We start from the raw sequence: 25,833 nt of genomic DNA, 5'->3' as shown, positions 1-25,833 counted from the left end.
ACCCCCCTTCTCTATAAAGACCGTTCGGTCCAGATTATGGACAGCAGAGGACGCGACCGGCCAGGCCTCGACCGCCGGCCGTCAGTCGCCGGCCGTCACCTCGGGTCCAGCAGCGTGAGCGCCTGCTCGGCGGCGTCCCCCACCCGGGCCGCGCCGTCGGCGGTCTTGCCCATCACCCGCATGCCCTGCATCAGCACCATCAGCATCCGGGCGAGCGCCCGGGGCTCCCGCCCGGCGGGCAGTTCGCCCTGTGCCTCGGCCCGCACCAGGGCGGCGGTCAGCACCGTCTCCAGGTGGGCGAGGCTGGCTCCCACCCGGCGGGCCGCCGAGGGGTCGTGCGGGGCGAGTTCGACGGCGGTGTTGATGACGAAGCAGCCGCGCTCCCGCCGGCCCCCGGCCGACTCCGCCGCGTACCGCCGCACCAGCGCCCGGACGGTCGGCAGCACCGGACCGGGCTGGGACAGCTCCGCCAGCAGCACCGGGTCGGTCTGCTCGGCGTACCGCTCCAGCGCCCGCAGGTAGAGCTCGTGCTTACTGCCGAAGGTGGCGTAGATGCTGGCCCGGGCGATGCCGAGCCGCTCGACCAGGTCGGCCATCGAGGTGGCCTCGTAGCCACGCTGCCAGAACAGCTCGAGGGCCGCCTGCAGTGCCGCGTCCGGGTCGAATTCCTTCGTTCTGGCCATGTCGCACACTGTAGCCAGTTCAAGAATGATCGGTCAAGAAAAGCCGAGCTCCGACCCGCGCCGAACATCTGACAGGGCATTGCCAAGTGGACTAGACCAAGGCTAGCCTTACCGCCCCATCCCTCCTCCCCGCAGGAGGCGTTCCGGCATGTCCGCACACTTCCCCACCACCCCCCGCCAGGCCGCCGAGGCCGCCAGACCCGTGGTGCTGACGGCCTTTCGGATCGTCGTCGGCCTGCTCTTCGCCTGCCACGGCGCCGCCTCGCTCTTCGGCGTCCTGGGCGGCGCCAAGGGCGGCGGCACCCTCCCGCTCGGCCAGTGGCCCGGCTGGTGGGCCGCCCTGATCCAACTCGTCGGCGGCGCCCTGGTCCTGCTCGGCGCCGGCACCCGGTCGGCCGCCCTGCTCTGTTCCGGCGCCATGGCCTACGCCTACTTCACCGTCCACCAGGAACACGCGCTGCTTCCGCTGCAGAACGGGGGCGAGGCCTCGGTCATGTTCTGCTGGGCGTTCCTCACCATCGCCGTGCTCGGCTCCGGCCCGTACGCCCTGGACCGCGCCCTGACCCGCCGCTCCGCCGCCGGCGCACCGGCCGACCGGGCCCCGGCCGAAGCCCCGAGCACCACGACCTGAGCCCAGGCCCGACGGTGCGGAAGTCACCCGCACGGGAGGACGACCGCCCCTGGTCCCGAGCCGCACAACCCGCCCGGCGGCCGCGGCTGCTTTCGGCCGGCCGCGGCCGCGGCCGGCCGAGACGGCGCACCGATCAGGCGGGCCCGCTTGCTCCCCCCGTGTCGGCGAGTGCGGCCACGGCCCGGTCAATGGCCTTCTCCACCCCTATCCGGCCCTTGCCCGCGTCGCCGAGCCGCCGCGTCATCAGACGGACCAGCCCGTGGTGGAACAGGGCCGGGCCGCAGGCCGTCCAACGGCCCCGGACCTCGGGACTGAGCATGAACGCCAGCACGTCGTCGGGCTCGGCCGGGACGAAGCGGAACTCGCTGTGCTCCCACTTGTCGTCGATGCCCCTGCTCCACCGGTCGCGCAGCTGCTCCTCGCTGAGATCCGGCAGCACGGCCAGGAAGAACGCGGCCCACTGGTGCAGCTCGGTGTCCATCGCGAAGGAGAGCAACTCCAGCTCGCAGCGGTCGTCCTCGTGGACGGCCAGCTCCTCACGCAGGGCACGGCGGGCGGCACCGAAGAGGTCGGGCACCCCGTCCTTGAGGTCGTGCCGCCCGGACAGCCCCTCGTTCGCCGAGGAGTTCCAGTTCCCGGCGTTCATCCCGACGGTCGCGCTGCGCCGGGAGAACAGCATCTTCTGGTCGCGGCCCGTCACGACGGCCACATTGGCGCCGAAGCTGGCGGAGAGGAAGCCGTTGACGAGGATCGGATCCTGGCCGTCCAGGTAGTGCTCCCGCAGCGTCCTTCCCGCGCCCTCGCCGTCCTCCAGGGCCCGATCCAGCTGCTGGGCGGCGAGGAAGGTGAAGTAGTCGGCCGACGAGAACCTGATCTCCACGATCGGGTCCTCGCGGTCGTCGCTGCGGGTGACGGCCACCGTCTCCACCGCGAACAGCGGGTGGTTCCAGCGCCGGTCACGGCCCGCCACCGCACGGGTGCGCTGCTCGTCCTCGATCTCCTGGCGCCAGCGCCGCACCTCCTCCGGCACGAACACGGGATCGTCGGCCTCGTAGTAGATCCTGAGGTTCCGCTCGCTGATGGGCCGGGTGCCGTCCCCTTCGTAGACGTAACAGGTGGTGCGCAGTGGCCCGATACGGAAGTGCTCCCGGTCGTGCAAGGGTTCCCCCATCCGTCAATCCGCTTCTGATACATGACAGTTGCACACCGGTGTGACGAGCGGCAACATGATCTGCCACGGACGGGGGAGGTCGAGTGGGGATGGGCGGGGACCACGGCGAGGCCGTTGTGGTGTGCCTGGACACCTACGACCACCACCCGCACTTCGACCTGCCCGGCGCCCGCGAGCACGCCGAGGAGTTCCGCTCACTGGCGCGTCGGCTGGGCTTCACGACCGACGCCCCGCCCGTCACGGGCACGAGGCACGAGGTCCTTCAGGGGCTGCGCCGCTTCGCGGCCTCGCCCGCCAGGCGGAAGATCCTCTACTGGATCGGTCACGGGATCAAGAAGGGCCGGAGCAGGGCGGTCGTCCTGCCCTGCCGGGACCTCGATCCGGACCAGTACGACGGCAGCCTGACCACCGAGGACATGGCCGAACTGCTCAGACAGGCGAGCGGCGACATCCTGGTGGTCCTCGACACCTGCCACGCCTCGGACGCCGCCCGCGAGGTGCACGCGGGCTTCTTCGACCGAGAGGACGACCACCTCGGCCCGCGGCCGGCCGCCAAGGGCTCACCCGACTTCCGCGGGGTGGGCGTCCTCGGCACGGTGCACGGCGACCAGCGGGCGCAGCTCGGCGCCTGGCTGAACGCGTTCCGCCGCGTCTGCGACGATCCCCGCTTCGAGTTCCGCGAGCGGCTGCTGTGGACGCCGTACGCCCAGGCACTGCACGCGTCCGAGGTGGTCGAGGCAGTCAGCAGTGTGCTCGCCGACGAGTTGGTGTACCCGCAGTTCCACGGCGGCAGCAGGCTCGTCGGCCTGATCGTCAACCCGTACTACGACGCGCTCGCCCGGCCGTTGTCCACGGCTGCCCGGTCGCGTCGGCAGGAGCTGCTCGACGCCCACGTGCAGACGATGCTGCGCAGCCGCTTCACCGGGCTGCTCGTGGAGGACGACGCCGGCTTCTTCACCGGACGGCGGAACTACCTCGGCCGCCTCGTCGACTGGATCGGTTCACCCGGCCGCAACGGCGCGCTGATCGTCACCGGGGGCCCGGGCAGCGGCAAGTCGGCTCTACTCGCCCAGCTGGCCCTGATGACCATCGCGAACACCCCGCAGTTCAGAGGGCTTTCGCCGATCCGCCGACGGGCGATGCTCAGCGCCATCGACGCCGGCATCCAGTGCCGCGGCCGCAGCGCCCTCGAATGCGCGCGTGAGCTGGCCGAGGGCCTGCAACTCGAGGAACCCGGGGACGGCTGGCCGGATCTGCGGGCGCTGATGGACGCCCTGCTGACGAAGTGCCGTGACGCCGCGTCGACGACCTTCCTGGTCGACGGGCTCGACGAGACCGACCCGGCCCACCTGGACTCGCTCATCGTCGAGGTCCTGATCCCGCTCTCCCACGAGCCGACCGTCCGCGTCCTGATCGGCACGCGACCCCTGCCCGAAGGGGGTGCCGCCGCGCTCCTGGACGGCGCACTCAGGTTCGACCTCGACCGCGCGCCGGACCGGGACGACGACATCCTCGGCTATGTGCGCGCCCGCCTCGGCGGCCCGGAAGGGCCGTACCGCGACGCCGAGGGGACACTCGACGCGGTGTGCCGCGCCCTGGGGCACCGGAGCGCGGGTACCTTCCTGGTGGCGAAGCTGCACTGCTCCGCCCTGCTGCGGCTGAACCGGGCGGTGGGACCGGAGGACGAGGAGTTCCGGCAGGTGCTGGCCTCGGGACTGGACGAGGCCCTGGACCAGGAGATCCGGGCGCTGGACACGGCCGCACCGGGCGCAACCTCCGCCGCCGGCTGGGCTCTCGGACTCCTGCTCCCGCTGGCGCTCTCCTTCGGAGCCGGTCTGCCGGAGGACGACAGGATCTGGCTCCTGGCGGCCCGGGCGCTGGCCGAGGCGCGAGGAGAGAGCCACCACTACGAGGCCCACGACATCGTCGCGATGCGCAAGTTCGGCGGTGCGCACATCGTGGCGCACGGTGAGGCCGGCCAGCCGGTCTTCCGGCTGAACCACGAGGCGCTCGTCAGCCACGTGCTGCGCGCCGCCGGCCTCCCGGACGCCGAGACGCACGCCACGATGGCCGCGGTGCTCCACCAGGTCCACCACGAGCTGTACCGAGGCCGCGGCGCCACCAACTCCTACATCGCGCGGTACGCGGCCGCGCACGCCGCCCGGGCCGGTCGGCTGGCCGGTCTCCTCCAGGACGCCGAACTGCTCGTCCGGCTCGATCCCGAGCGGCTCGTGGCCCAACTCGACCAGCCCGGCGCGGCCGCCTCGGCGGAGGTGGACCTGTACCGGCCGATCGCCGAGGACCTGGCGCGCAGGTCGCCGGACGAACGCGCCGCCCTGCTGCAGGCGGAGGCCCTGCGTCAGCAGCCGGAACTCATGCCCTGGGCGCGTTCCGCCGCACACCTGCACTGGACGGACGAGTGGACCACCGCTGAGCGGTCCGCCCCCGAACGCAGCCTGGGCCTGCCGTTCGGAGACGTCCTCGTCGTGTCGGCAAGCCCGGACGGAGGACTCTACGCCGCCGCCGAACGCCTGTGGCACTGGAGCACCCTCGGTGGTCGGCCCGACCTCGTACGGGGCCACGTACCCGCCGCACTCGGCGCGGCGACCCATCGGCTGACGGCACTGGCCGCTCCCTCCCACGAATGCGGGATCGCAGCGGTGGCGGCAGCCGCCGAACGCGTCCTGGTCTGGCCGCGGAGCGGGCCGGGACTCGTCCACACGCTCGGCTGGGCGGCGCCCATCAGCGCCGTCGCCGTGGGGATCGTGGCCGGCCGGGAGATCGTCGCGGCCGCTTTCGGCACCCATGTGGCCGTCTGGGACTGGCGGGAGGGCCGGCTTCGGCATCTCGGGTTCTGGCGGAGCCGGGTGGGCGAGGTGTACGCCACGGCCGTCACCACCGTCGGGGGCTCGCCCTGCCTGTTGGTCGGCGGCGAGCGGGGGGTGGTCGCCCTGGATCCGTTGGTCGGCGTGGGGCGCGGCGCGTTCGGCTCCGACGCCGGCCGGGTGGAATGCCTCGCCGTCACCACGGCGGGCGACCGTCCCTGGGTGGCCGCGGTCACCACATCGAGCCCGCAGGTTCGCGTGTGGCGGCTCGACGAGGAGGGCCGGCAGCTGCGGGTGGAGTCCGTCTTCAGCACCCGTCTCCGGCACCCCTCGGGAGCGACCGCCGCCCTGACCGACTCCACGAACCCGCTGCTCTTCGCGGTGGACGGCGGGCGGATCCGCCAGTGGGACGTGGCAGCCCGCCGTGAGCTCGCCCCGCTGACCGGACTCCGGTCGCGGCCGACCTCCGTCACGGTACTGCGCGGCGAGCGCGGCCGGGTGGCCGTGGCCGACGGGAGCCGGGTACGGGTGTGGGAGCACGGGCCCGCCGCGGACGCGGGCTCCCCGAGCGGCCGCACGGGGCTGCCCGCACCGGGCCTGGAGCACGCCGGGGCCCTGGTGTGTACCGCTCCCGGCGAGGGTGCCGTGGTCGTCGCCGCCCGGGGAGCCGTGCGGGTGTGGGACCTGCGGGGGCGGGTCGTCCACGACGAGTCGGAGCTCGCCGCCTACAAGGCCGTGGATCTGCGCGCTGACACCTCGGGTGCGTTGTGGCTGGCGGCAGCCGGGCGGAGCACGGCGCACGGGCCCACCGTCGTGGTCCGCCGGCTCGGGGCCGGCGCGGCGACCGCCCTGCCCGTCGCGCCCGGTGAGGACGGCACGGTGAGGGCCGTGACTCTGGCCGCCCGCCAGGCCGTCCGGGTGTTCGCCGCCGACAACCGCCATGTCCGGCGCTGGGACGTACGGTCCGCCACGGCCCTGCCGCCCCTGCACGTGCCCAACGACATGGTGCGCAGCCTCTCCTTCGTGGAGTCGCCGCTGGGCCGCTCCTTCCTGCTCGCCGGTGCGGGCGACACCGTGTGGTTGTGGGACGGGGAGGAGCCCGGCACCCCGGTGCCGCTGAGGCCGTCGGACCGTGCACCGGTCCGCGCCCTGTCCGGCACGCACGACGACAACGGGCACAGGCATGTCGCCGTGGCGACGGACAAGGGTGTCTTCGTCGCACAGCCGGCGGCGCTGGAGGCGGCGCGCGGCGCCGTGGAACTGCGCCCGTTGAGCACCACGGTGACGGCGGTGCGTTCCCTGGTCTGCCGGAGCCTGCCGGGCAACCGCGTGGTGGTCCTGGCCGCCGACGCCTCGCACGTGCTGCACCTGTGGGACGTGCACGCGGATCGGCCCACGCCGGGCGTACCCGATCGCGGCTTCGCCGTCTACCAGGTGATGGCACAGGCCGCGCCGGGGGGATCCGAGCTCGTCGTGGCGTCCGTGGGCCTGGAACGCATGGACGTCCTGACGGTGTCCCCGCCCGGCGGCGCCGTTCCGGCCTGAACGTCGGCACCGACAGCGAACCGGCGAAGTGAAGGAGGATCAGCAGGTGGCACACGATCTTGTGGTGTTCGTCCCCGGGGTGATGGGAAGCGTTCTGCGCGACGGAGACGGTCGCGACGTGTGGAACCTGTCGTTCGGCGTCGGCGGCAGACTGGCCCTGGGCGCCGAACGGTTCTTCGAACGTCTGACACTGCCTCCCGGACTGGGCGACGAGGCGCCCGACGGGCCGTACGCCTTGACGCCCGCCGGCCTGTTGCGGGAACCGCGCATCTACCCGGGGCTGCTGCCCCACGTGGCGTACCGGGAGCTGGCCCGGCACCTGGGGGAGCTGGCCGAGGGGCGGGTCGCCGTGTTCCCCTACGACTGGCGGCTGTCCAACCGGCACTCCGCGGCCCTGCTGAAGGAGTTCACCGGCCGCGAACTCGCGCGGTGGCGCGAGGAACGACGGGCGGCGGGCGACGAGGAGGAACCCCGCGTGGTCTTCGTCTGCCATTCCATGGGGGGCCTGGTCACCCGCTACTACCTCGAGGTACTGGGCGGGCGGGAGACCGCCCGGTCACTGGTGACCATCGGAACGCCGTACTCGGGTGCGGTGAAAGCCGTACGGATCCTCACCGGGACCCTGTCCGGCAGGAAGCTCCTCGGGATCGGGACCAGGCTGCGCGAAGCCCTCGTGACAGCTGCCCGCACCATGCCGTCCGTCCACCAACTCCTGCCCACCTACCAGTGCGTGACGGACCACGCCTCGGGGACGCGGCTGAACGCGGTGCCCCTTCCCGACCTCGACAGCGCCATGGTCGACGACGCCTTCGCCTTCCGCCGCGAGCTGGACGAGGCGGTGCGCCGGAACGCCGCGGCGGACCTGATGGCGGGCCTCCCCGCCGCGTACCGGGTGTTCGCCTCGGGTGGCAAGGGGGAGCCGACCGACGTCGCGCTCGGCGTGAGCGGGGGGACCGTCACCTACGCGGACCGCTTCGGGGACCAGGACCGCTGGCAGGGGGACGGCACCGTGCCGTGCCTGTCGGCCACGCCACCCGAGTGGGAGGACGCCGCCCGGGTCGACTGGTTCCGTCTCGGGCACACGGCCCTGCCCAATGACGCCATGCTCCACCGCCAGCTGTACGACCGATACGAAGCGCTGGACCACCGCCCGTACCAGACACTCGGCACCGGGTTCGGCATCGACGTCCCGGAGGCCGTGGCCGCCGGCACCCCGCTGCCGGTGACCGCGGTGTCCGAGGACCCCGGCCTCCTCCTGGAGGCCCGCCTCGTCTCGGCGGCCGGCGGGGAGACCGTCGAGCGGCGGCGGCTGCGCCCCGACGGCGACGGCGGCTACAGTGCCACCTTCTCGCCCCCGCCGGGAGTGTGGACGGTGGAGGCGAAGGCCGCGCAGGCCACCGGCATCCCCGTGCAGCGGGAAGCAGTGCTGGTCCTGGACTGAGGCCGCTCCCGCGTGGTGCCCGGCGCCGGCCGGAGCCGGTCGCCGAACGGGGCAGGCGCTAACCCTCGGCGAGGTGGCGTTCCACGGAGGCGACCTTGGCGGTGAGGCCGTCGGTGACCCCGGCCCGGTCGTCGATCTTGATGACCGTGCTCACCCGGTTGCTGTGGGCCTTCACCGCCTCGATCGCCTCCCGGATCACCGGCATCACCTCGTCCCACTCGCCCTCGATGCTGGTGAACATCGCGTCCGTCCGGTTCGGGAGCCCGCTCGCGCGGACCACCCGGACGGCGGCGGCGACCGCCTCCCCCACGTCCTCGCCGATCCCCAGCGGGGTCACCGAAAAGGCTGCGATCACGGCTCTGCGCTCCTTGTGTCGACGGCACTGGTCGCCGGTCCGGACCCTCCCGAACCGGCGACCAGGCTAGCCGGACAACCCATCAGGCCACCGAAGGCAGCGGCGGTTCGACGGCCAGCGGTGCGGTGGAGCGGGCCCGGTGCTGGGCGGCCCAGGAGGTGAGGGCGACAGTGCAGGCGTGGTCCAGGTGGCGCAGCCCGGACCAGTCCAGCTCGACCGGCCGGTCGTCCGGCAGCCGTTCCAGGGTGTCCAGCAGCCGGGGCAGCCGCAGGAAGGTGGCGTTGCCGCTCAGCCGGACCCGGTGCAGCGCCTGGCCGCTCGGCAGCACCAGTTCCTCCACCGCGATCTGCAGGTGGGAGGTCTGCCAGGCGGACTTGACCACCGCCAGGCCGATGCCGATCAGCACCCCCTCGAACAGGTCGGTGGCGATGATCGAGACCGCCGTCACCACGAGCACCAGCGCCTCGCCCCGGTGGCCGCGCCAGAGCGCGACGATCCGGCGCAGCGGCACGAGCTTGGCGCCGGCGTGAACGAGCACGGCGGCGAGCGCGGTGAGCGGGACGAGCCCGAGCGCGCCGGGCAGCAGCGCGGTGAACAGCAGCAGCCAGCAGCCGTGCAGGAAACGGGAGGCCTTGGTCTTGGCGCCGGCCTGGACATTGGTGGCGCTGCGGACGATCACCGCGGTCATCGGCAGCGCGCCGAGCAGGCCGCAGACGGTGTTGCCGACGCCCTGGGCGGTGAGTTCGCGGTCGTAGTCGGTGCGCGGGCCGTGGTGCATCCGGTCGACGGCGGCGGCGCTGAACAGCGTCTCGGCGGAGGCGATCAGGGTGAAGGCGACGACCGTGCCGATGCCGGCGGTGCCGGCCAGCGCGCCCAGGGAGTCACGGTCGGGCAGCCGGACGACGTCGAGCAGGCCGGCCACCCGGATCCGGGCGATCGGCAGGTCGGCGGCGGCGGTGACGGCGGCGGCGAGGCCGACGGCGGCCAGCGGCGCGGGGACGGCGCGGGCGACCCTCTCCGGCAGGTGCCTCCAGCCGACCAGCACCAGCAGGGTGCCGAGGCCGAGGGCGACCGCGCTCGGTTCGGCCGCGGCGGTGAGGACGTCCTTCAGCAGACCGGGCAGTCCGGCGATCTTCTCCGGTCCGGTGGCGGGGGCGCGGCGGTCGGCGAGCGCGTAGAGCTGGCCGAACACCAGGGTCAGTCCGATGCCGGCCAGCATGCCGTGCACCACCGAGGCGGACATCGCCCGGAACCAGCGGCCGAGCCGCAGAGCGCCCATCACCAGCTGGAGCAGGCCGGTGCCGAGCACCAGCAGGCCGAGGGCGCCGGTGCCGTACTGCCGGACGGCGTCGGCGACCAGGACGGTCAGCCCGGCGGCGGGCCCGCTGACCTGGAGGCTGCTGCCGGGCAGGGCGCCGACCACCAGGCCGCCGACGATGCCGGTGACCAGGCCGAGCTCGGCCGGGACGCCGGAGGCGACGGCCACTCCGACGCAGAGCGGGAGGGCGACCAGGAACACCACCAGCGAGGCGGGCAGGTCCCGGCGCCAGGGCACGGCGCGCAGCGCGGCGATCGAGAGCCGGGTCCGGCCCGGCGGGGCGTTCTTCCGGGGGCGGCCCGGCGGGCTCTCGCTCCGGTGCGGCGGTCGGTTCACCCGGTCACCGCCGGGGGTCGGGCAGGGGTACAGCAGCGCATGGAGACGTTCCTTCCGCGCGCCCGCCGCTGCGGGCACGCCGGTTGCCGTGCGGGAGAAAGGTGCCGTGCGGGAGAAAGGTGCCGGGCGGGAGAAAGGTGCCGTGCGGGAGCAGGTCTCAGCAGAAGAAGGCCGCAGCGGGAGGTCACAGCTGGAGCTCACAGCAGGAGGTCGCAGCGGTTGGTCGCAGCGGGAGACGAGGGAAGGCGGGAGAGGAAGGAAGGGCGGAGGACCGCGGTGCGGCCGGGGGGTGCGTCCCTCGCTCGGGTGCGGCGGACCGGGCGCGCTGGTCCTGGACGGGGCCGCCGGCGGACTTCCCCCCGGTCCCCGGCGTTCCCAACCCCCCCTGCCGCGGCCTCAGTTGGACGTCACGGGCCCGGCGTGCCACCGACGGTACCCAGGGGGGCGGGGCGGGCCCACCTCGGCCACCGTCCCTTCACGCGTGCTGCACACCGGGCACGCTTTTCGGCGCGGAACGATCGCCTCCCTCCGTACGCCCGCACGATCGTCGGCCGTTCGTACGGAATCCTCCTGGTCGACCCGCCAATTCCCCTCGGATGCGGACTGACACATTCTGTTGAAGTCCCCCTTGACGCCCCGACGAGGCCCGCCCTACCTTGTTTCCACATACAGAAACCGTTCTTCCGTATGGTGGAATTCAGGAGATGAGCCCTCCGAGCCACTGCGGGCCGACGCAGGAGAAACCCGATGCCTCGTATGACAGCCGCCCGCGCGGCCGTGGAGATCCTCAAGCTCGAAGGCGTTGAGGTCGCGTTCGGCGTGCCCGGTGCCGCCATCAACCCGTTCTACGCCGCCCTCCAGGCCTCCGGCGGGATCCGGCACACGCTCGCCCGGCACGTCGAGGGCGCCTCCCACATGGCCGAGGGCTACACCCGTGCCAAGGCCGGCAACATCGGAGTCTGCATCGGCACCTCCGGCCCGGCCGGCACCGACATGATCACCGGCCTGTACTCGGCGATCGCCGACTCCATCCCGATCCTGTGCATCACCGGCCAGGCGCCCGTCGCCCGACTGCACAAGGAGGACTTCCAGGCCGTCGACATCGCCTCGATCGCCAAGCCGGTCACCAAGGCCGCGACCACCGTGCTGGAGGCCGCGCAGGTCCCCGGCATGTTCCAGCAGGCCTTCCACCTGATGCGCTCCGGCCGCCCCGGCCCGGTCCTGATCGACCTGCCGATCGACGTCCAGCTGACCGAGATCGACTTCGACCCCGAGGCCTACCAGCCGCTCCCGGTCTACAAGCCGACCGCCAACCGCATCCAGATCGAGAAGGCCATCGCGCTGCTCCAGGAGTCGGAGCGCCCGCTGATCGTGGCCGGCGGCGGCGTCATCAACGCCGACGCCTCCGCGCTGCTGCTGGAGTTCGCCGAACTCACCGGCGTCCCGGTGATCCCGACCCTGATGGGCTGGGGCATCGTCCCGGACGACCACGAGCTGAACGCCGGCATGGTCGGCCTGCAGACCTCGCACCGCTACGGCAACGAGAACTTCCTCGCCTCCGACTTCGTCCTCGGCATCGGCAACCGCTGGGCCAACCGCCACACCGGCGGCCTGGACGTCTACACCGCGGGCCGCAAGTTCGTCCACGTCGACGTCGAGCCCACCCAGATCGGCAAGATCTTCGCCCCGGACCTCGGCATCGCCTCCGATGCCAAGGCCGCGCTGGAGCTCTTCGTCCAGGTCGCCAAGGAGCTCAAGGCCGCCGGGCAGCTCAAGGACCGCGGCGCGTGGGCCGCCTCCACCCAGGAGCGCAAGGCCACGCTGCAGCGCCGCACCCACTTCGACAACGTGCCGCTCAAGCCGCAGCGCGTCTACGAGGAGATGAACCGGGCCTTCGGACCGGAGACCCGCTACGTCACCACCATCGGCCTCTCCCAGATCGCCGGCGCGCAGATGCTGCACGTCTACAAGCCGCGGCACTGGATCAACTGCGGCCAGGCCGGCCCGCTCGGCTGGACCATCCCGGCCGCGCTGGGCGTCGCCACCGCCGACCCCGAGGGCCAGGTCGTCGCGCTCTCCGGCGACTACGACTTCCAGTTCATGATCGAGGAGCTGGCGGTCGGCGCCCAGCACCGGATCCCCTACGTCCACGTGCTGGTAAACAACTCCTACCTGGGCCTGATCCGCCAGGCGCAGCGCAACTTCGACATCGACTTCCAGGTCAAGCTGGAGTTCGAGAACATCAACGCGCCGGAGCTGGGCGTCTACGGCGTGGACCACGTCAAGGTCGCCGAGGGCCTGGGCTGCAAGGCGATCCGGGTCACCGAGCCGGAGGGCCTGCTGCCCGCGTTCGAGGAGGCCAAGAAGCTGGCCGCCGAGTTCCGCGTCCCGGTCGTGGTCGAGGCGATCCTGGAGCGGGTCACCAACATCTCGATGAGCGGCAGCGACATCGACAAGGTCAACGAGTTCGAGGAGCTCGCCACCCTCCCGGAGCACGCGCCGACGGCCGTCAAGCCGCTCGCGCTCTGACGTAGCGCTCCGACCTGTCGCGAGGGGGCGTACGAGCCGCCCCGTACGCCCCCTCGCGCCCGGAACACCGGCGGCGCCGGCACGGTTGACCCGTCCGGGGCCGCTACCGTGTGCCCGGGCGCGAATCCGCCGCCGACCTGCCGAAAGGACCACCATCGTGAGCCTGTACGACATCCCGCTGCGCACCCTCGCCGGCGAGCCCACCTCGCTGGCCGACCACAAGGGCAAGGCCCTGCTGATCGTCAACGTGGCGTCCAAGTGCGGCCTGACCCCGCAGTACGCCGGGCTGGAGCGCCTCCAGGAGCGCTACGCCGCGCGCGGCTTCACCGTGCTGGGCTTCCCCTGCAACCAGTTCGCCGGGCAGGAGCCGGGCAGCGCCGAGGAGATCCAGACCTTCTGCTCCACCACGTACGGCGTGAGCTTCCCGCTGTTCGAGAAGATCGACGTCAACGGCGAGGACCGGCACCCGCTGTACCAGCAGCTCACCCAGGTCGCCGACGCCGAGGGCCAGGCCGGGGACGTCTCCTGGAACTTCGAGAAGTTCCTGATCTCCCCGGACGGCACCGTGGCCGCCCGGATCCGGCCGCGCGTCGAGCCGGAGGCGGCGGAGCTCATCGCCGCCCTCGAGGCCGTCCTCCCCGCCTGACCACCCACCCGCCGAGGGCCCGGGGCAACCGCCCCGGGCCTTCGGCGTCCCCGCACACCTGCCCGTGGACGGTGCTGGACCTGGCAGGTCCGGCGTGCGGGGCGGTCGTCACAGCATGCGGTAGCAGAGCTCCTGCAGGCGGATCGTGGCCTTTGCGAACTCGTCGAGCGTGGCGGCGGGAAGCTCCATGGTGGCGAATTCCTGGATCTCTTTCCGCACACTCGCCGGCACGTCCAGGCGCTCCGCGAGCGCGTAGAGGCCTGCCCGCATGGACCCGGTCTCCGATGTGGGGTCGTCGGGCCATCGCGCCCGCCCAATCAGGAAGACCCTTGCGATCAGGTCGGCCAGGACGAACCAATCGAACTCGTCACCGACCGAGCGCTCCCGCAGCCCGTCGGTGACGTCGTCGACCGCCGCCGCGAAGGCGAACACCGCTGCCACGAACACCTCCCCGGCAGGAGCCACGGCCACGTCGTCGGCACGGGCCCGGATGGCGTCGATCCGGTCCTGGGGGATGCCGATCCGCTCCAGCGCCGCCAGGAACTCGGACAACGCTCCCGATGGATGGGACTGGGCGACCGGCGGGATCATGTCGAACTTGATCCCGGCACTGCTGCCGATCTTGAAGTAGAGGTGTCGCCTGCCCCGGTCGGCCGGCGCGGGCGGCAGCAGGCCGCCACCCATCAGGTTGATCTGCAGGCCGCCGTCCCCGATCTGCACCCCGGACGCTTCGCTGGCGTCGATCGGAGACGGTCTGCCGTCGTTGCTGTCCATCGGATGCGACCCTCAGTTGAAGTGGTTGGTCTGGGTGGAGTGGTTGCCGACCTGCACGCCCTGGGCGTGGCTCAGGTCGATCCGGCGATCGTCTGCCGGTCCGACCAGCGCCAACAGTGCCTGGGCCGCCGCCAGCAGTTCCCGGTCGCTGTCGGCACCGGACGCAGTCAGCTGCTCGTGCAGCCGCGCCTCCCAGACCTCCTGCTCCACCTGCTCCACCTGCTCCACCTGCTCAGCGTCCAGCACCTCCTCGCCGTGTGCGGACAACCGACGGCGCACCGCCCCGCGGAGCCCGTCGTACGCCTCCCGAACGGCACTGTTCGCCGTGTCGGTCAGCCCGGCCGACGCCCCGGCGGCCAGCGCCGCCATCACCAGTTCCACCCCGGTCATCAGACCCCCTAGTCGAAGTACAGGCCGAGTGTGCCACGGCACCCCTACTCCAGAAGAGAGTTGACGATAATTCAGATAACTCGAATGGCATCGTCGCGGAACAGGCCAAGGGTGGCTCCGTGCCGACGGAGCCGTCGGGGAGCGGGAGGGCGGAGATGACGGTGATCCGGCTTTCGGGCGACACCGCTCCTGGCCCGTGGACGGTGCCGGACCCCTGGCACGGACGGGCGGCCGGGCCCTGGCGGATGATGGGGGCGAGGGTTGCGCGGCGGATGTGAGGGCGGTAGCGGTGACGACAGGGGAATCCATGAAATCGGGAGCGGAATTCCGGTCGGCGGACGGGGGCGCGGAGGCCGCGATGGCCGGCGCCCGGCCCGAGGTCGCGATGGCCGGCGCCCGGCCCGAGGTCGCGAGTGCCGGGGAGGCACCGCCCCGGGGCGCGCGGCGGCGGGGGACGGCCGGGCGGCTGGGCGTCCTCGTGCTCGTGCTCGTGGTGCTGTGCCTTCCGCCGTGGTGGACGCTGTTCGCCGCCGGCGCAGGCTGGCCGCTCCCGGTGTTCCTCGGCGGCACGGTGGTCCTCGCCGCCTGGATGGTCGCCTTCCCCTTCCTGATGATCGCGGGCCACGGGGCGCGGCAGTCCGACCGGGCCGCGCGGATCGCCGACACCAGCCTCGGGGTGGTCTGGGTGCTGTTCACCTGGTCGGCCCTGGGCGGTCTGGCGGACCTCGTGCTGGGCGGGCTCGACGTCGGCGGTGCCGACCGGGCCAGGGCCGTGGCGGTGGCGGTGGCGGTGGTCTCCGCGGCGCTGCTGGGCTGGGGGCACTACGAGGCGATGCGCGTGCCCCGGGTGAAGCGGCTGGACGTCCACCTCCCCCGGCTCGGCGCCGGTCTGGACGGGACGCGGGTCGTGGTGCTGGCCGACACCCACTACGGGCCGATCGACCGGGCGGACTGGTCGGCACGGGTCACCGAGGTGGTCAACGGGCTCGACGCGGACGTCGTGGTCCACGCCGGCGACATCGCCGACGGCACGCCCGCCCGGCGCCGGCAGCAGTCCGCGCCGCTGGGGGCGGTCCGGTCGCGGCTGGCCAGGGTCTACGTCACGGGGAACCACGAGTACGGCAGCGAGGCCCAGGGCTGGCTGGACCGCATGGCGGACCTGGGCTGGGAGCCGCTGCACAACCGTCACGTCGTGGTGGAACGGGGCGGGGACACCCTCGTGCTCGCCGGGGTCGACGACGTGACCGCGGCGTCCTCCGGCCTGGCCGGGCACCGCGCGAACCTGCTCGGCGCGCTGGCGGGGGCCGACCCGGACCGGCCGGTCCTGCTCGTCGCCCACCAGCCCAAGTACGTCCCGCAGGCGGCTGCCGCCGGGATCGATCTGCAGGTCTCCGGGCACACCCACGGCGGCCAGATCTGGCCGTTCAACCTCCTCGTCCGGATCGACCAGCCGGTGGTGCACGGCCTGAGCCGGCACGGGGAGCGGACCCAGCTGTACACCAGCCGCGGCACCGGCTTCTGGGGGCCGCCCTTCCGGGTCTTCGCCCCGAGCGAGATCACCCTGCTCACCCTGCGCTCGGGCGGCCCGTCGACCACCGGATGACGTACCGGGCCCCGCGCCCCGCGCCCCGCGCCCCAGGTCATGGCAGCAACAGCGTGGTGCCCGGGGGGAGTTCGCCGCTGCCGGCGGCGGTGTGCAGGTGGGCGAGCAGGGTGGCGCGCAGTGCGGTCGCGGCGCGGGTGGGGGGCACCTCGTGGCCGTGGGCGACGGCGATGGTGCGGCCCAGGCCCGGCCCGGCGAACGGGGTGACCGCCAGGCCGGAGCGGGCCGCGACCATACCAGGGACGACGGCGGGCCCGAGCCCGGCGCGGACGAAGCCGAGCACCGCGTCCATCTCGCCGCCCTCCACCGCGAACTCCGGTTCGAAGCCGGCCGCCCGGCAGGCCGCCAGGGTCGTCTCCCGCAGGTCGTAGCCCTCCCGGAACATCACCAGCGGCCGCCCCCGCAGCTCCGTCACCCGGACCTTGCGGCGGGGGCGCGGCTCGGCGGAGACCAGCACCAGCTCCTCGTGCAGCAGCTCGGTGACGGCCAGGGCGGGCGTCTCCTCCCCGCTGGTCGGGGTGATGATCAGCGCGAGGTCCAGCTCCCCCGCCGCCAGCGAGCGGACCAGGTCGCGCGAGCCGCCCTCGCGGACCACCAGCGCCACGCCCGGGTGGCGGTCCCGGAACACCCGCAGCACGTCCGGCACCAGGCTGGTGCACAGGCTCGGCGGCGCCCCCAGCCGGACCCGGCCGCGGCGCAGCTGCACCGTCTCCTGGACGGCCAGCCGGGCGCTCTCGGTGTCCGCGAGGATGCGCCGGGCCAGTGGCAGCAGGGCGTCCCCGGCATCGGTCAGTGCGATGTTGCCCCGGGTGCGGTGGAACAGCTCGGCACCCAACTCCCGTTCCAGCGCCCGGATCTGTTGCGAGAGAGACGGCTGTGCCACATGCGCGGCATCGGCCGCCCGGGTGAAGTGGCGGGTCTCGGCGACGGCCAGGAAGTAGCGGAGTTGTTGGAGCTGCACCCGGCCAGGATAGGCCGCGTCGATAGTCGGTGCCTATTGTCATGAGCCGCATCATGTCTTGGACGTACCCTCGCGGCCGTCCCTACCGTGGCAGCCATGACAACCGCGACTCGGACGGCCCGGCATCCGTCCACCCTGGCGACGCTCTGGCGGTCGACCGTCGGCAAGAAGGCGGTCATGGCCGTCACCGGACTGGTCATGCTGCTGTACCTGGTCGCGCACATGCTGGGCAACCTCAAGGTGTTCTTCGGCCCGGACGACATCAACGGCTACGCGGCCTGGCTGCGCACCATCGGCCGGCCGTTCCTGGGCCACGCGTGGTTCCTGTGGATCGCCCGGCTCGCCCTGCTGGCCTCCGTCGTGCTGCACGGCGTCTCCGCGTACCAGCTCAGCCGCCGCGACCTCGCCGCCCGGCCGAGCAAGTACGCGCACAAGCGCCGCCGGGCGAGCTACGCGACCCGGACCATGCGCTGGGGCGGGGTGATCCTGGCACTGTTCATCGTCTGGCACATCCTCGACCTGACCACGCTGACCGTGAACCCGGCCGCCGAGGAGGGCCACCCGTACCAGAACATCGTGGCCTCGTTCGGCACCTGGTACTCCTGCCTGATCTACGTCGTCGCGATGCTGGCCCTCGGCCTGCACATCCGGCACGGCTTCTGGAGCGCCGCGCAGACCCTCGGCGCCAACAACACCCGCCGGGACCGGGCCCTCAAGCTGACCGCCAACGGCCTGGCGCTCGTGCTGACCGCCGGCTTCCTGTCCGTCCCCGTGGCCGTGATGACCGGAGTGGTGAAGTGAACAGCCCTGAAGTGAGCAGTGGCGGAGTGAGCAGTGCTGACGTGAGCAGTGCTGACGTCAGCTACCTGGACTACACGCTCGGCGAGCCGGTCGCCGACACCAAGGCCCCCGCCGGGCCGATCGAACAGCGCTGGGACCAGCGGCGGTTCGACGCCAAGCTGATCAACCCGGCGAACCGGCGCAAGCACACCGTGATCGTGGTCGGCACCGGCCTGGCCGGCGGCGCGGCCGGCGCGACCCTGGCCGAACAGGGCTACCACGTCGTCCAGTTCTGCTTCCAGGACTCCCCCCGGCGCGCCCACTCGATCGCCGCCCAGGGCGGCATCAACGCGGCCAAGAACTACCGCAACGACGGCGACTCGGTCCGCCGGCTGTTCTACGACACCGTCAAGGGCGGCGACTTCCGCGCCCGCGAGTCCAATGTGCACCGGCTCGCCCAGGTGTCGGTGGAGATCATCGACCAGTGCGTGGCCCAGGGCGTGCCCTTCGCCCGCGAGTACGGCGGCCTGCTGGACACCCGCTCCTTCGGCGGCGTCCAGGTCTCCCGCACCTTCTACGCCCGCGGCCAGACCGGCCAGCAGCTGCTGCTCGGCGCCTACCAGGCGCTCTCCCGGCAGATCGCCGCCGGGAACGTGGAGCTCCACCCGCGCACCGAGATGCTGGACCTGCTGGTCGTCGACGGCCGGGCCCGCGGCATCGTCGCCCGCGACCTGGTGACCGGCGAGATCCGCTCCCACACCGCGGACGCCGTCGTCCTCGCCAGCGGCGGCTACGGCAACGTCTTCTACCTCTCGACCAACGCCAAGAACTCCAACGCCACCGCGATCTGGCGGGCGCACCGGCGCGGCGCCTACTTCGCCAACCCGTGCTTCACCCAGATCCACCCGACCTGCATCCCGCGCTCCGGCGACCACCAGTCCAAGCTCACCCTGATGAGCGAGTCGCTGCGCAACGACGGCCGGATCTGGGTGCCCAAGGCCCAGGGCGACACCCGGCCGCCGGCCGAGATCCCGGAGGAGGAGCGGGACTACTACCTGGAGCGGATCTACCCGTCCTTCGGCAACCTGGTGCCGCGCGACATCGCCTCCCGGGCCGCCAAGAACGTCTGCGACGAGGGCCGCGGCGTCGGCCCCGGCGGCCAGGGCGTCTACCTGGACTTCGCCGACGCGATCCGCCGGATGGGCCGGGACGCCGTCGAGGCCAGGTACGGCAACCTCTTCGAGATGTACGAGCGGATCACCGCCGAGGACCCGTACCGGGTGCCGATGCGGATCTACCCGGCGATCCACTACACGATGGGCGGCCTCTGGGTCGACTACGACCTGCAGACCACCGTCCCGGGCCTGTTCGCGATCGGCGAGGCCAACTTCTCCGACCACGGCGCCAACCGGCTCGGCGCCAGCGCCCTGATGCAGGGCCTCGCCGACGGCTACTTCGTGCTGCCGCCCACCCTCAACGACTACCTGGCCCGCCACCCGCTGCCCGCCGTACCCGCCGACCACCCGGTGCTCATCGAGACCGAGGCCGAGGTCGAGGACCGTCTCCACCTGATCCTCGCCGTCGACGGCGACCGCACCCCGGACTCCTTCCACCGCGAACTCGGCGAACTGCTCTGGGACGAGTGCGGCATGGCCCGCGACGCGGCCGGGCTGAAGCGGGCGCTGGAGCGGATCCCGCGGCTGCGCGAGGAGTTCTGGCGCCGGATCAAGGTGCCCGGCACCGGGCAGGAGCTCAACCAGTCGCTGGAGAAGGCCAACCGGCTCGTCGACTACTTCGAGCTGGCCGAGCTGATGTGCCTGGACGCCCTGCACCGCGCCGAGTCCTGCGGCGGCCACTTCCGCACCGAGAGCCAGACCCCCGACGGCGAGGCCGCCCGCCGCGACGAGGAGTTCACCTACGCCGCCGCCTGGGAGTTCACCGGCACCGGCGCGGCGCCCGTCCTCCACCGCGAGGCCCTCGAGTTCGACCACGTCCACCCCACCCAGCGGAGCTACGCATGAACCTCACCCTGCGCATCTGGCGCCAGGCGGGCCCGGACGCACCCGGGTCGATGACCACCTACCGGGTCAGCGGGATCAGCCCGGACATGTCCTTCCTGGAGATGCTCGACACCCTCAACGAGGAGCTGATCACCCGCGGCGACCAGCCGGTCGCCTTCGACCACGACTGCCGCGAGGGCATCTGCGGCGCCTGCGGCATGGTCATCAACGGCCAGGCGCACGGCCCCGAGCGGACCACCACCTGCCAGCTGCACATGCGGCACTTCCAGGACGGCGACACCATCGACGTCGAGCCCTGGCGGGCGGCGGCCTTCCCGGTCGTCAAGGACCTGGTCGTGGACCGCTCGGCCTTCGACCGGATCATCGGCTCCGGCGGCTACATCACCGCCCCCACCGGCAGCGCGCCCGAGGCGCACGCCACGCCCGTCCCCAAGGACGCCGCCGACACCGCCTTCGAGCACGCCGAGTGCATCGGCTGCGGCGCCTGCGTGGCGGCCTGCCCGAACGGCTCGGCGATGCTCTTCACCTCCGCCAAGGTCGTCCACCTCAACGTCCTCCCGCAGGGCGCGCCGGAACGGGCGTCCCGGGTGCGGAACATGGTCGCGGCCATGGACGCCGAAGGCTTCGGCGGCTGCACCAACACCGGCGAGTGCGCCACCGCCTGCCCCAAGGGCATCCCGCTGCCCAGCATCGCGGCGATGAACCGGGAGTTCCTGCGGGCCGCCCGCGGCTGACACGCCCCCGGCACTCCCCCACATGCGGTCGGGCCCACCGACCGTCGGCCCCTCGCGCTGGTGCTCGCGCGAGGGGCCGGCCCCGTCCCGGTAGGGCGTGCGGCGCCAGTTCGCGCTCCCCGTACGGGTGGTGGATCGTCCCGAGCGGTGCTCCCGGGCGGAAAATCGCGCTACGGTGGTGCTCCGCCAGGGAGGGACGGCATATGCCCGAGGTTCAGTCCTGTTCCGGCTGCGGCGGGTCCGGGGGGACCCAGAAGACCGAGGCAACGGTCGAACTGGACGAGGAAGGAAGCATGGTGCCCAGGGTCCACGAGTTCTGGTCGCCCTGTGGTCGGTGCCACGGATCCGGGACGGTGATCGTCGGATGAGGTTGGTCTTCGAGTGCGTCGAGTGCGGTGGGCACTACCTGCCGCCCGAGAGCATGGTGTACCCGGACGGGCCGGCCTCGCCGGTCTGGTGCGCCCACTGCCAGCACGCCCAGCACGAGGCCGGTGTCCGGGAGGACCCGCTGCTCGCCCGCGTCGCCCTGGCCGCCGCCCGGGCCGCGCTCGCCCGGCGGGCCGCCGAGGCCGCCGACCCGGGCACGCGCCACGACGTCCGCCCGTCCCGGCCCCCGCTGTCCCGCCGGGCCCGCTCGGGACCGAGCGGGGTGCGCAGCAAGCTGGGCTGATCGCCTCTGCCCGGCCCCGCCGGGGTCAGAACAGCGCCTCCTGGGTGTCCGGCTCCGGCGGGCGGACCCGCTCCCGCAGGGCCAGGCCCTCGGACGGGCGGCCGGAGACGGGCGTGAGCGTCCAGCCGGTGAGGCGGCGGGTGTCCAGCAGCAGCGGGCCGGAGCCGTCCGCCTGGTCGAGGAACAGGTGCTTGCCGATCGGCGGCCGGAGCCGGCCCGTGACCACTGCGCCGTCGGCCAGTCCGGCGATCTCCCGGTAGGCCTCCGGGGCGCCGCCGGCCAGGCCGTAGCGCTCCACGTGGTCCACCACCGGACGGTCGCCGAGCAGCTCCACGGCGTGGCCGTCCAGCAGCCGGTGCGCCTGGGCGCGGGCCTCGGTGAGCACCGTACGGCGGTGCGCGGCGTCGCCGTGCGACCACCAGTGGTCGGCCTTCAGCCGGGACTTGTACCGCTCGCGGGCCAGACCCGAGGCGGCGACGGTGAGTTCGGCGCGGCGCACCGCGGGCAGGCCGCCGCGGGCGGTGAACACGTAGGCCAGCGCGCCCTGTTCGAGCAGCCGGCTGTCGCCGCGCTGCTCGGCGGTCAGGCCGACCTTCAGCAGGCCCTCGCCGAACCAGGCGAGGTAGAGCAGGTAGGTGCGGCCGTCGTCGAGGATCTGGTCCCGCGCCAGGGCGAGGCCGCGGTCCACGCTCTGGCAGGCCGGGCACTGCGTCGCGCCGCCGTCCGGATCGATCACCGAGTGGTGCGGGCAGGGCGTGCGCTCCGTCGCCCCGACCAGCCAGGCCCCGGTGCAGCGCCGCGGGCCGCCGAGCAGCCAGCCGACCTCCGCGCCCGGCGCCACCGCACGCTCGTGCACCTGGGCGCCGCGCACGGCGCCGAGCACGGCGCGGCCGTCCTTCCAGCTCAGGCCGGTGGAGACCCAGCCACCGGGGCGGTCCGGGTGCTGCGGTGCGGGGATCGTCACGGGCGTCCCTCCCTGTTGGTGCTCGACCAGGTGAGGCTACCTGCCGCCACCGACAACGGTGATTTCGCTCCCCGCACACGGGGATGTGAATCCGTGGCCGGCGGCCCGAGGCGCTGCTAGCGTCGGGGCGTGATCGAATCCCCCACTCCGGACGACCTCGCCCTCGCCCTCCGGCTCGCCGTCGACGCCCTGCGCGGCGCGCCGGCCGACGCCGACTGGTCGCGCCCGGCCGGCACGCTCGGCTGGAGCTGCTGGGAGACCGTCGAGCACCTCGCCGACGACCTCCTCGCGTACGCCGCGCAGCTCGGCCCGGCGCGGCGCGGCCGCCGCGCGACCGGTACGTCCCCTTCGTGGCGACCCGCCGCGCGCCGGGCGGCCCGAACAACTTCGTCCGCGCCGAACCGGACAGCGGGGTGGACGGACTGCTCGAAGTCCTGGAGGCCAGTGGCGGGTTGATGGTCGCCGTCGCCCGCGTCGCCCCGCCGGAGACCCGCGCCTACCACCCGTGGGGGCCGGCCGACCCGACCGGCTTCGTGGCCATGAGCCTGGTCGAGACCCTGGTCCACCTCCATGACGTCGCCCAGGGCCTCGGCCTCCCCTGGACCCCGCCCGCCGACCTCTGCGAACGCACCCTCGCCCGGCTCTTCCCCGACGTCCCGGTCACCGACGCCCCCTGGCCCGCCCTCCTCTGGGCCACCGGCCGCACCTCCTTCCCGGGGCGCCCGCAGCGCACCGAGTGGCGCTGGTACGCCGCCCCGGCGGAGTGAGGCTGCCCGGCGCACCGGCAGGACCGCCGGGCTCACGCCCGACGGCGGCGGGGCGGCGGTCCGGGGGCCGATGAGGCGTCAGGGCCCGGCGCGCACGGGGCCGGGCGTCGGCGGGGAGCCTCGCAGGTCGCGGGGGCTTGGCCGGGTGGGGTGTCCACGTTCTATTGTGGCGGGCGCGGTCGGCGCCGTGGCCGGGAGGCGACGTCACGCGGCCGGGCCCGAGGGTCGGTGCAAGGCGAATGGGGTGGACGGTGTCGGGGCGGCGGAGCAGCGGTGTGCTGGCGATCTGGGCGGAGGCGCAGCGGCAGCAGCAGCGCCGAGAGGAGGCCCGGTGGCGCGCCGAGGCGGCGGAGGAGCGTCGGCGGGAGCGGGAGCAGCGCGAGGCGCAGCGGGCGGCCGCCCGGGACGAGCGGGAGGCGCAGCGCGCGTACCAGCAGTCGCGGGAGGCGGAGGTGGCCCGGCGGACGGCCGAACTGGACGGCCGGGTCGAGGAGTTGAAGGGGTTGCTGGCTTCCGGGCTGGCCGCGCCGGCGTTCGGTCCGCAGGCGCTGCTGGCGCCGAGCGCGGTGCCGCCGTTCGATCCGGGGCCGCTGGGTGAGCCGGTGGAGCTGCCGGACCAGGCGTCCGCCGCCTATTTCGTGCCGCCGCCGGATCCGGTGCAGGCGCGCAATCCGGGGGTGCGGCGCCAGTACGAGCAGTACCTCGCCCAGGCCCGGGCCCGGTTCGAGCAGGACTGGTACGCGGCGCAGGCGCGGGAGGCGGACCGGCAGCGCCGGCTGAGGGCGTTCCACGGGGAGTACCTGGCCTGGGCGGAGCAGTTCCGCCGCCAGGAGGAGGAGCGGGGCGCGCGGACCGAGGAGTTGCTGCGGCGGCTGCGGGCGGGTGAGCCGGAGGCGGTGCAGGAGTACTTCACGGCGGGCCTGTACGCCTCGGCGGCCTGGCCGGAGGGCTTCCCGCACCGGCTGGTGGCGGCCTTCGACGGGGCGGGCCGGCAGCTGGTGGTGAACTGGGAGCTGCCGGGCTCGGACGTGGTGCCGGCGGCCGCCCGGGTGCGGTACGTGAAGTCGGACGACCGCGAGGCCGAGGTGGCCCGCCCGGCGACGGAGCGCAAGGCGCTGTACCGGCAGGTCCTGGCGCAGTCGGCGCTGCGGGTGGTGGCGGAGGTGTTCCGGGCGGACCGGGACGGGCTGCTGGACTCGGTGGTGCTGAACGGTTTCGTCCTCGGCATCGACCCGGCGACCGGCCGGGAGGCCGAGCGTTTCGTGTCGACGCTGACCGCGTCCCGGGCCGGGTTCGCCGGGCTGGCGCTGGACCGGGTGGACGCGGTGGAGTGCTTCCAGGGTCTGGGCGGTCGGCTGTCGGCGCGCCCGGAGCGGCTGGACGAGGTGCGGCCGGACCGGCGGCCGGAGACGGTCGGCGGAAGCCTGGCCGGGCACGGCGGCGAGGACGAGCCGGACCTGTTCGCGATGGATCCGCTGGACTTCGAGGACCTGATCGCCGAGCTGTTCCGGCTGCGCGGTTTCCGGGTGATGACCACGGCCCGCAGCGGCGACGTCGGGGTGGACGTGGTCGCCGAGGACCTGGACCCGGTGACCGGCGGCAAGATCGTGATCCAGGCGAAGCGCTACAAGAAGACCGTCCCGCCGACGGCCGTGCGCGACCTGGAGTCCACCGTCCGCCACCACGGCGCGATCAAGGGCATCCTGGTTACCACGGCGGGGTTCGGCCGCGGCTCCTACAGCTACATCGAGGGCAAGCCGCTGACCCTGGTGAGCGGCCCGGAGCTGGTCGAGTTGCTGGCCGAGCAGGGCCTGCGCGGACGGCTCGGCGGGGGCGCCTCGGCCGCCGCGGGCGCTGCGGGCGTCAAGCCGGCGGAGGCCGAGTCGGCCGGGCGGGAGAGCGCGCTCACGGTGAGTTGGCAGAGCCGGACGGCCGCCGGGGACGCGGTGGAGCTGGACGTCACCGTCTTCCTGTGTGCCGGCGGTCGGGTGCTGAGCGACGAGCACTTCGTGTTCTTCAACAGTCCGCAGGATCCGGACGGCGCCGTCCGTCTGCACCCCACCCGGTCGGTGCCGGGCGAGCCGACCCGGGCGGCCCGAGTGACCCTGGACCTGCACCGGCTGCCGGCCGCGGTCGACGAGGTGGTGGTCGCCGTCTCCACCGAGGAGGAGGAGCCCCCGGCCCTGCCGCTCGGGTACGTGCACGGGCTGGCCGTCGCCGCCGCGTACGGGCCGGGCGCCGCCGGTCCGGCCGACTGGGCGGGCACCACCGGTGGGGTGCCGGACAGCGCGATGCTGCTGGGCGCCTTCCGACGGGCGGGCGGCGGCTGGGAGTTCAGCCCGTCGGGCCGGTCGGTGACGAACGGTCTGGCCGGGTTGGCGACGGCCTTCGGCGTGGCGGTCGAATAGGGGAAGGTGGCACCCCCTCAGGGATCACGTCATACCTGAGGAGGAGAGTTCCCCCGCCACCCCGCCGGGTCGGCGGGGGCCGACCGTCCCGTCGGCATACACATCGCGGAAGAACACCTTGGGAGGATGGATACGAGTCAGATTTTCCGCTTTTCCGTCCCCAGGAGTGAGTCCACGTGACGTTCCCCGCAACCGCCGTCCGTACCGGCCTGGCGGCCGCCCGCGCCACCGGCCTGAACAAGGTCTACGGGGAGGGGGAGACCCGCGTCGTCGCCCTCGAC

General features: G+C 73.4%; 21 protein-coding genes and 1 pseudogene. 14 read left to right on the top strand and 8 right to left on the bottom strand.

What is annotated here, in order from left to right:
* Window positions 1–95: 95 nt before the first annotated feature.
* The gene (locus tag ACIBEC_RS10640; protein ID WP_360491488.1) at window positions 96–683 is read right to left on the bottom strand and encodes a helix-turn-helix domain-containing protein; all 588 of its coding nucleotides are present in this window, start codon (window positions 681–683) and stop codon (window positions 96–98) included.
* Between the two features lie 148 nt (window positions 684–831).
* Between ACIBEC_RS10640 and ACIBEC_RS10635 the strand changes: the two genes are divergently transcribed.
* The gene (locus ACIBEC_RS10635; RefSeq protein WP_360491491.1) at window positions 832–1,314 is read left to right on the top strand and encodes a DoxX family protein; all 483 of its coding nucleotides are present in this window, start codon (window positions 832–834) and stop codon (window positions 1,312–1,314) included.
* Between the two features lie 133 nt (window positions 1,315–1,447).
* On the opposite strand, the gene ACIBEC_RS10630 is transcribed toward ACIBEC_RS10635, so the two are convergent.
* Window positions 1,448–2,485: a translation initiation factor 2 gene (locus ACIBEC_RS10630; protein ID WP_360491494.1), complete on the bottom strand. Its 1,038-nt coding sequence runs from the start codon at window positions 2,483–2,485 to the stop codon at window positions 1,448–1,450.
* Between the two features lie 89 nt (window positions 2,486–2,574).
* On the opposite strand from ACIBEC_RS10630, the gene ACIBEC_RS10625 reads away from it, so the two are divergent.
* A complete protein-coding gene (locus ACIBEC_RS10625; protein ID WP_360491497.1) occupies window positions 2,575–6,855 on the top strand; it encodes a hypothetical protein in 4,281 nt (1,426 codons plus the stop codon).
* Between the two features lie 46 nt (window positions 6,856–6,901).
* The gene (locus tag ACIBEC_RS10620) at window positions 6,902–8,296 is read left to right on the top strand and encodes a hypothetical protein (protein WP_360491500.1); all 1,395 of its coding nucleotides are present in this window, start codon (window positions 6,902–6,904) and stop codon (window positions 8,294–8,296) included.
* Window positions 8,297–8,354: 58 nt separating this feature from the next.
* Here ACIBEC_RS10620 and ACIBEC_RS10615 read toward each other — a convergent pair whose 3' ends face one another.
* Together ACIBEC_RS10615 and ACIBEC_RS10610 are read right to left on the bottom strand one after the other, a co-directional pair.
* Complete coding sequence (locus tag ACIBEC_RS10615) at window positions 8,355–8,651, bottom strand: MTH1187 family thiamine-binding protein (RefSeq protein ID WP_360491503.1); 297 nt, start codon at window positions 8,649–8,651, stop codon at window positions 8,355–8,357.
* Between the two features lie 82 nt (window positions 8,652–8,733).
* The gene (locus ACIBEC_RS10610; protein ID WP_360491575.1) at window positions 8,734–10,224 is read right to left on the bottom strand and encodes a SulP family inorganic anion transporter; all 1,491 of its coding nucleotides are present in this window, start codon (window positions 10,222–10,224) and stop codon (window positions 8,734–8,736) included.
* Window positions 10,225–11,061: 837 nt separating this feature from the next.
* Between ACIBEC_RS10610 and gcl the strand changes: the two genes are divergently transcribed.
* Together gcl and ACIBEC_RS10600 are read left to right on the top strand one after the other, a co-directional pair.
* Window positions 11,062–12,834: a glyoxylate carboligase gene (gcl, locus tag ACIBEC_RS10605; RefSeq protein ID WP_360491578.1), complete on the top strand. Its 1,773-nt coding sequence runs from the start codon at window positions 11,062–11,064 to the stop codon at window positions 12,832–12,834.
* A gap of 157 nt (window positions 12,835–12,991) precedes the next feature.
* On the top strand, window positions 12,992–13,480 hold the full coding sequence (locus tag ACIBEC_RS10600; RefSeq protein WP_360491506.1) for a glutathione peroxidase: 489 nt from the start codon (window positions 12,992–12,994) through the stop codon (window positions 13,478–13,480).
* A gap of 108 nt (window positions 13,481–13,588) precedes the next feature.
* Here ACIBEC_RS10600 and ACIBEC_RS10595 read toward each other — a convergent pair whose 3' ends face one another.
* Together ACIBEC_RS10595 and ACIBEC_RS10590 are read right to left on the bottom strand one after the other, a co-directional pair.
* A complete protein-coding gene (locus ACIBEC_RS10595; RefSeq protein WP_360491508.1) occupies window positions 13,589–14,254 on the bottom strand; it encodes a hypothetical protein in 666 nt (221 codons plus the stop codon).
* A 12-nt stretch (window positions 14,255–14,266) separates the two neighbouring features.
* Window positions 14,267–14,644, bottom strand: coding sequence for a hypothetical protein (locus tag ACIBEC_RS10590; RefSeq protein ID WP_360491511.1), 378 nt, complete (start codon window positions 14,642–14,644; stop codon window positions 14,267–14,269).
* A gap of 385 nt (window positions 14,645–15,029) precedes the next feature.
* Here ACIBEC_RS10590 and ACIBEC_RS10585 point away from each other — a divergent pair, with 385 nt between their 5' ends.
* On the top strand, window positions 15,030–16,247 hold the full coding sequence (locus ACIBEC_RS10585) for a metallophosphoesterase (RefSeq protein ID WP_396287892.1): 1,218 nt from the start codon (window positions 15,030–15,032) through the stop codon (window positions 16,245–16,247).
* 37 nt (window positions 16,248–16,284) lie between these two features.
* On the opposite strand, the gene ACIBEC_RS10580 is transcribed toward ACIBEC_RS10585, so the two are convergent.
* The gene (locus ACIBEC_RS10580) at window positions 16,285–17,208 is read right to left on the bottom strand and encodes a LysR substrate-binding domain-containing protein (protein WP_360491517.1); all 924 of its coding nucleotides are present in this window, start codon (window positions 17,206–17,208) and stop codon (window positions 16,285–16,287) included.
* Between the two features lie 96 nt (window positions 17,209–17,304).
* Here ACIBEC_RS10580 and ACIBEC_RS10575 point away from each other — a divergent pair, with 96 nt between their 5' ends.
* The 4 genes from ACIBEC_RS10575 (at window position 17,305) to ACIBEC_RS10560 (ending at window position 21,413) form a co-directional block, all read left to right on the top strand.
* Entirely contained in the window at window positions 17,305–18,009 is a 705-nt protein-coding gene (locus ACIBEC_RS10575; RefSeq protein WP_360491520.1) for a succinate dehydrogenase cytochrome b subunit, read from the top strand.
* Between the two features lie 41 nt (window positions 18,010–18,050).
* Complete coding sequence (locus tag ACIBEC_RS10570) at window positions 18,051–20,009, top strand: fumarate reductase/succinate dehydrogenase flavoprotein subunit (RefSeq protein WP_360491523.1); 1,959 nt, start codon at window positions 18,051–18,053, stop codon at window positions 20,007–20,009.
* Window positions 20,006–20,743 carry a succinate dehydrogenase/fumarate reductase iron-sulfur subunit gene (locus tag ACIBEC_RS10565; protein WP_360491526.1) on the top strand — a complete coding sequence of 246 codons (738 nt, stop codon included), beginning with the start codon at window positions 20,006–20,008 and terminating at the stop codon, window positions 20,741–20,743. Before ACIBEC_RS10570 ends, ACIBEC_RS10565 begins: the two co-directional genes overlap by 4 nt.
* Before the next feature lie 364 nt (window positions 20,744–21,107).
* Window positions 21,108–21,413, top strand: coding sequence for a hypothetical protein (locus ACIBEC_RS10560; protein WP_360491529.1), 306 nt, complete (start codon window positions 21,108–21,110; stop codon window positions 21,411–21,413).
* Window positions 21,414–21,438: 25 nt separating this feature from the next.
* On the opposite strand, the gene ACIBEC_RS10555 is transcribed toward ACIBEC_RS10560, so the two are convergent.
* A complete protein-coding gene (locus ACIBEC_RS10555) occupies window positions 21,439–22,377 on the bottom strand; it encodes a DUF2797 domain-containing protein (RefSeq protein ID WP_360491532.1) in 939 nt (312 codons plus the stop codon).
* Window positions 22,378–22,506: 129 nt separating this feature from the next.
* Between ACIBEC_RS10555 and ACIBEC_RS10550 the strand changes: the two genes are divergently transcribed.
* The 4 genes and pseudogenes from ACIBEC_RS10550 to ACIBEC_RS10535 form a co-directional block, all read left to right on the top strand.
* A complete protein-coding gene (locus ACIBEC_RS10550; RefSeq protein WP_360491535.1) occupies window positions 22,507–22,833 on the top strand; it encodes a hypothetical protein in 327 nt (108 codons plus the stop codon).
* A complete protein-coding gene (locus ACIBEC_RS10545; RefSeq protein ID WP_360491538.1) occupies window positions 22,791–23,144 on the top strand; it encodes a hypothetical protein in 354 nt (117 codons plus the stop codon). Before ACIBEC_RS10550 ends, ACIBEC_RS10545 begins: the two co-directional genes overlap by 43 nt.
* 275 nt (window positions 23,145–23,419) lie before the next feature.
* Entirely contained in the window at window positions 23,420–25,552 is a 2,133-nt protein-coding gene (locus ACIBEC_RS10540) for a restriction endonuclease (protein ID WP_360491541.1), read from the top strand.
* Window positions 25,553–25,728: 176 nt separating this feature from the next.
* A pseudogene (locus ACIBEC_RS10535) lies at window positions 25,729–25,833 on the top strand (ABC transporter ATP-binding protein); the annotation flags it as partial.

The sequence above is a fragment of the Kitasatospora sp. NPDC051164 genome, assembly GCF_044455625.1.
Lineage (GTDB): Bacteria > Actinomycetota > Actinomycetes > Streptomycetales > Streptomycetaceae > Kitasatospora.
Note: the sequence above shows the minus strand (reverse complement) of the source record. Positions and strands in the feature narration are given on the sequence as shown.